General features: G+C 35.9%; 5 protein-coding genes. 2 read left to right on the top strand and 3 right to left on the bottom strand.

All coding sequences use genetic code 11. The annotated features are described in order from the left end of the window. Positions 1 to 14: 14 nt before the first annotated feature. Together BGC07_RS18995 and BGC07_RS18990 are read right to left on the bottom strand one after the other, a co-directional pair. Positions 15 to 353 (bottom strand): MerR family transcriptional regulator, encoded by a 339-nt coding sequence (locus BGC07_RS18995; protein WP_069314626.1) that lies wholly within the window; start codon positions 351 to 353, stop codon positions 15 to 17. Further along, positions 354 to 1,403: a hypothetical protein gene (locus BGC07_RS18990; protein WP_069314625.1), complete on the bottom strand. Its 1,050-nt coding sequence runs from the start codon at positions 1,401 to 1,403 to the stop codon at positions 354 to 356. It abuts the gene before it with no gap. A 546-nt stretch (positions 1,404 to 1,949) separates the two neighbouring features. Between BGC07_RS18990 and BGC07_RS18985 the strand changes: the two genes are divergently transcribed. Both BGC07_RS18985 and BGC07_RS18980 read left to right on the top strand, forming a co-directional pair. Beyond that, entirely contained in the window at positions 1,950 to 2,696 is a 747-nt protein-coding gene (locus BGC07_RS18985) for a division plane positioning ATPase MipZ (RefSeq protein WP_069314624.1), read from the top strand. Continuing rightward, positions 2,697 to 3,104: a hypothetical protein gene (locus tag BGC07_RS18980; RefSeq protein WP_069314623.1), complete on the top strand. Its 408-nt coding sequence runs from the start codon at positions 2,697 to 2,699 to the stop codon at positions 3,102 to 3,104. Positions 3,105 to 3,163: 59 nt separating this feature from the next. Here BGC07_RS18980 and BGC07_RS18975 read toward each other — a convergent pair whose 3' ends face one another. Further along, positions 3,164 to 4,525, bottom strand: coding sequence for a hypothetical protein (locus BGC07_RS18975; protein WP_069314622.1), 1,362 nt, complete (start codon positions 4,523 to 4,525; stop codon positions 3,164 to 3,166). Positions 4,526 to 4,956 lie beyond the last annotated feature (431 nt).

Raw genomic sequence — 4,956 nt, 5'->3', positions numbered from 1 at the left:
TCTTAAAAAGTCTATCAATCTACAGTTTCAAACTGATCGGCAGGAACAAAGGCTGTGCCTTTAATCCTGATGCTTTTAATCTCACCGCTGTTAATCATTTTACGGACTCTATCAACGGGCAACCCCGTTCTTTTTACGGTTTCTTTCTGAGTCAGATATTTAATACTCGCATCAAGACTAACGATGCTTTTAGGCACCTGCTCTACATAAACCAAATTAATATGGCTCTTTAACCTTATCTGTTTATGCTCTGATGCTTGAGTTTTTAGCTTCCCTTCCTGAATCAAGATATAAACATCTTGCACCCGCATTTTATTCAAAACTGCATAGTCTTCAACTGTAATCAATTTCATTTAGGCCGACATTCCATTTGGTCTAGTAAAGGTTGGAGCTATTGCACTTAAGATTCCCATGACCTTATCGGTGGTATATCCGCGTTCAGTATAAGCATTTTTTAGAAACCATATCATTTCATCAACAGAATTGCCAAACCGTTTAGAGAAATGTTTTAAACGCTTCATGTGCTTGTTTGTAATTGTTCGCTCTGATGATGTTTTTTGTTGATTGTAAAAATTCTGGCTGAGTTGATTTGTGACCGGTCCATGCGGTGTTGCCATATCAACAGGCACGTCCTCAATAGTTTTCATTTCTACCAAGTTAGGCTTAACGTTTTCAACGTCAAGCAACTCCTGTAATGGTTGTTCACCGATGTTCTGCATTGCTCTTGCTTCATCAAGCGCCTGTTGAGTTTCTAAGAGTGCGGTCCTTAACTCGTCCCCTTCTTTTGCCCAGGTTTCCATATCATATCCTGTTGTTAGTTTTTCATTGTGGCGTGCTTTTTCTTCGAGCAATTGAGATAAAATAGATTCTAGTTCAATAACAATGCTGCCTTCTTCAACGCACTGACTAAAATTATCAACAGGGTTATTAATATCTTCTTTGTCTTCCAGTGCTTCCTTTATTGATTCGTTGATTTCGCAGTTTCCATTCTGCGAATCCGCAACTTGAGGTTTTTCAACACTTGCGGCGTTTTCAGGCTGTTCTGGTTTTTGCTTCTGTGTGATTGGGAAATTTGTTTTATAGTTGCTTAGAAACTTGTTTATCAAGACTTCATTTAGACTGAATACCGTTGTGCGGTCGTAGCATTTACGTTTAATTTGAGTGAAAATTTTATCTGCAAATAATTGTTTTAGAGCTTTGCCAATTTGATAAATCGTAAATTGATTAAATAGAGCTTCTTTTAAGTCGTCACGGGTTAAATAGTGTTCTTTCCAGCCATATTCGTTGTGCCGAAACGTAGACAGGGCTAAGATGGCGGACGCACATGGGTTGTTTTTGCAGATAGATGTCATCCAGGGGTAAACCACAGTGACTCTTTCTTTAGGTTGTCGAATTTTAAGCATAGTAAACTGTCCTCATAAATTTATGGGATTGACTAATGCTGTGTAGAAACCTAGAATAGAGATGCCTGGGCAGGTTTCCAAACCAACTAGGATTTAAAAGCCTTTTAGGTTTCTACGCCAGCCTAATTATTTAGCCCTCCTGCAAGAGGGCTTTATTTTTTATGAATATAACTCCAATATTTTTCTTTATCAAGTAAATAAAACCATCTTAATTTATTGAAATCATTTCAATATAACAAATACCTATCGATACCTATCAATACCGATACCTACCAATATCTACTAATACCTTACAATACCTACCAATACCCTTCGGTATTTATAGGTATTGGAAAAGGTAATATTAATGATTTTTTTAAATCTATTTATTTGCATGGCTTTTAATTGATACCGATCAATACTGATCGATACCTAACAATATCGACCAATACTTAACGATACCTATCAATACCTTGCAATACCGGAAGTTGTGATATAAAGTTTTAAACAGATACCTAAAGGTATCGTTAGGTATTGAAAAAATTAATTACATTTAGGGGAAAAATAATGGCTGTGATTTTATGCGGCGGTGAAAAAGGTGGTACAGGGAAAAGTACAACTTCGGTTAATTTGGCTGTGATGGCTTCTTTGGTCGGCAGAAATGTTGCTCTATTAGATTGCGATAAGCAGGGAACATCCCGCAACTTTATCGATCGCCGGCGCGATAAAGGCACTTTACCTACTCCTGATTGCTATCAGATTAGTGGTAAACACGTTTATAAAGAAATTGCATCGCTGTCTGAAAGGTATGATGATGTTATTATTGATGCTGGTGGGCAAGACTCTGTAGAGTTGCGATCCTCTATGGTTGCTCCTGAACTAACATTAATGATTAGTCCTGTTCAAGCGAGCGCTTTTGATTTAGAAACTTTAATTAAGATGGATGAGCTTGTAGAAACATCTCAAGTGTATAACCCTGAATTACTGTGTAAGGTGCTGATTACACGTGCTAGCACACATGTGAAAATAAAGAAAACCGATGATGCTATCGCTTTTGTTAATGAGTTGGAAAATATCAAACGATGTGACTCTGTGATCTGTGAAAGAGTTGCGTATCAGTATGCATCGAACAATGCGGATGCTGTTGTTGAATATGAAAAGAATCATTATTCTGCTATGCCTCCATACAAAAAGAAATCTTATACCCCAAAAGCTAGTATTGAAATGTGCTCTCTATTTAAAGAAGCTTTAGGTATAGAGTTTAACTTGAATGAATTTATTGATTTAGAAACATCTATAAAGGAGGTTGTATAGATGGCCGGGCAGTTTGATCATTTAAAGAAAAAAAAGAAACCTGCTTTAGCTCCTGACAGCTTTATTAATGAGGCGACTAGCGGCACGGTTACTCCTGTAGATAGGAAAAATACCAGTGTTTCTACTGAGGAATCAGTTGTTATTTCACCGCCAGAAGAAGGAAAAAAGAAGGGGCGACCTCGCAAGGAGGCGCTGCCAGAGCTTTTGATTACAACTAAAGGAAGACATACGAGAAAGAAGGCAGAAGTTTTCAACCTATATATCCCAAAAGAACTAGATAAAGAAATTGCAGAAAAAACAGCAGGTAATAAGCAGCTTGTTTTAAATTATCTGGTTAAAACTGCTTGGGATTCGATTAAGCGCAAAGGGAAGATGGTTGTTGTTGATGCTGATGAAGTGGCAGGGTGATTATTAGCGATACCTACCAATACCAGTATTGGTAGGTATTAGTCAGTGTAAGCGATCGACTAGCGCATGGCAAGGCGACAATAAAGATTAGAATTTAAATCTTTTACCTGTTGTTGAGATTTTGCTTGGGCAAAAAATGGGAAGGTTTTTTCTGACCGGGTGAGGTTTTCATTTCTATTGATTACACTAGTTGCAATTAATCCAATCCCACATGTAGCTACAGTAAATATCGCATTTGTTAGTAGTCTCATTGCCTGACGTTTTTTTGGATACTTATCAATCTTTAATGAGTTGTTAAAGTCATTTTCTGCTTTCTTCAAATTTGTATATAAGGCTTTTTTATTTTCACTACTCAAAAATTCTTCAGTGGATTCTAAAACCTTGACTTTGTATCTATGACTAAGTATTGCTATTTTTCTTGCTATTTTAGCTTCGTTTTTTTCTCCTTGAATTGAATCCATTATCTTAGTTGTGACATTTTCAATATCACATAAAATACTCACAATGACTCTTTTGTGGTTTTCATTTTTAAAAAGACGATTAACGACATCATCACTTAATATTTGATTAAGTTCTGATCTTTTACTTTCACAAAACAGGTCATCTACAACAATCGGCACTTCTTCTTTATGAAATATGTATTGTTTCTTCCTTTGCTGGGTTAGGGTATAAAGATTTCCCCCATAGGAATAAACCTCTTTTATCTTTTCTGCGTATTCAATCTGGCTTTTACTATATTTTAAATCTTGAATTTTCTTGGCTACGTGTAAGGATGGAATATCGAAACATTTGAGATGACTTGATATTGGTAGTTCAATAAATGTTGTCTTTGTTCTTGCATGAAATGATGGTGCGATTTGGTAAAAAAAATTGTTTTCAATCCAACCGTTATCGGTATCATAAGAACCCAATAAAACAGTGGCCGATCTGATATTTTCACATTTACTACAATCAATACTCATATTTACATTGGAACCAGGAATATTCCAATGGTTACCAGAAACAGGCTGGTTTGCTACAATGTCAACGGGAATTGTTCGAGTGCTTTTCTTTTCATATAAACCCTTAGCTAATAAGCAGCCAGTTACGGCCCCCCTACTAAAGCCTGTAGTTAATATACTGTCCGGTAGAAATTCATTAATTTCTGGGTTGGGTATATGCATACCAACTATGGCGCTTCCAAACAAGGTTCTAAGTTTTGTTAGATTAATTTCTCCTTGATCGTTAAATGATTTAGTGATTGTATCTACTGCTTGTTTTAAATCAGGATTAACTCTCCCATTACCTACGTTAGGATGTTGGCAACCTTCAAGATAGAGGACAATAGTATCATCATCAAAATGTAACCCGTGCTGATCTTCTAACAAAGATTGTTGCTCACCAGAAGCACCTGTGCCATCAAATATAAATGCTAATTTCATCTAATTTAACCTCTAATAAAAGCGTTAAGGCAAAAGAGTTACACAACTATTCAACAACGACACCAAATAGGGCTATCTTAAAGTTAAAGGTCTGCTAGATTCTACTGAACTTATACTGATAGTAATTTGCAATATCTCGTACATTGAAAGATTTATTGTCTTTCATATAACGGAGGGCGAAATTTATTCCTAAAGTTGTCACATGTTCAATGTTAGCCAAAGGGTACCCACGAATTTGCGACAGATGGCGGATTTATTCTTATAATACCGGTGGGTATTGGTAGGTATTGTTCTATATCGATAGGTATTAGTAGGTATTAGTAGGTATTAGTAGGTATTAGTTCAAAGTATTGAAAATAAAAGGAATATTTAAAATTATTAAATTCTACTTTTATAATAATGGAAGGTATAGGTAAGTATCGCTATATAGA

The organism is Piscirickettsia litoralis, assembly GCF_001720395.1.
GTDB lineage: Bacteria > Pseudomonadota > Gammaproteobacteria > Piscirickettsiales > Piscirickettsiaceae > Piscirickettsia > Piscirickettsia litoralis.
The sequence above is the reverse complement of the archived record's forward strand: the minus strand, read 5'-3'. Positions and strand labels throughout refer to the sequence as shown.

Bases quoted from the DNA above. Each gene is read 5' to 3' on its own strand.
- BGC07_RS18995 (WP_069314626.1), bottom strand. From the start codon at position 353: ATGAAATTGATTACAGTTGAAGACTATGCAGTTTTGAATAAAATGCGG.
- BGC07_RS18990 (WP_069314625.1), bottom strand. From the start codon at position 1,403: ATGCTTAAAATTCGACAACCTAAAGAAAGAGTCACTGTGGTTTACCCC.
- BGC07_RS18985 (WP_069314624.1), top strand. From the start codon at position 1,950: ATGGCTGTGATTTTATGCGGCGGTGAAAAAGGTGGTACAGGGAAAAGT.
- BGC07_RS18980 (WP_069314623.1), top strand. From the start codon at position 2,697: ATGGCCGGGCAGTTTGATCATTTAAAGAAAAAAAAGAAACCTGCTTTA.
- BGC07_RS18975 (WP_069314622.1), bottom strand. From the start codon at position 4,525: ATGAAATTAGCATTTATATTTGATGGCACAGGTGCTTCTGGTGAGCAA.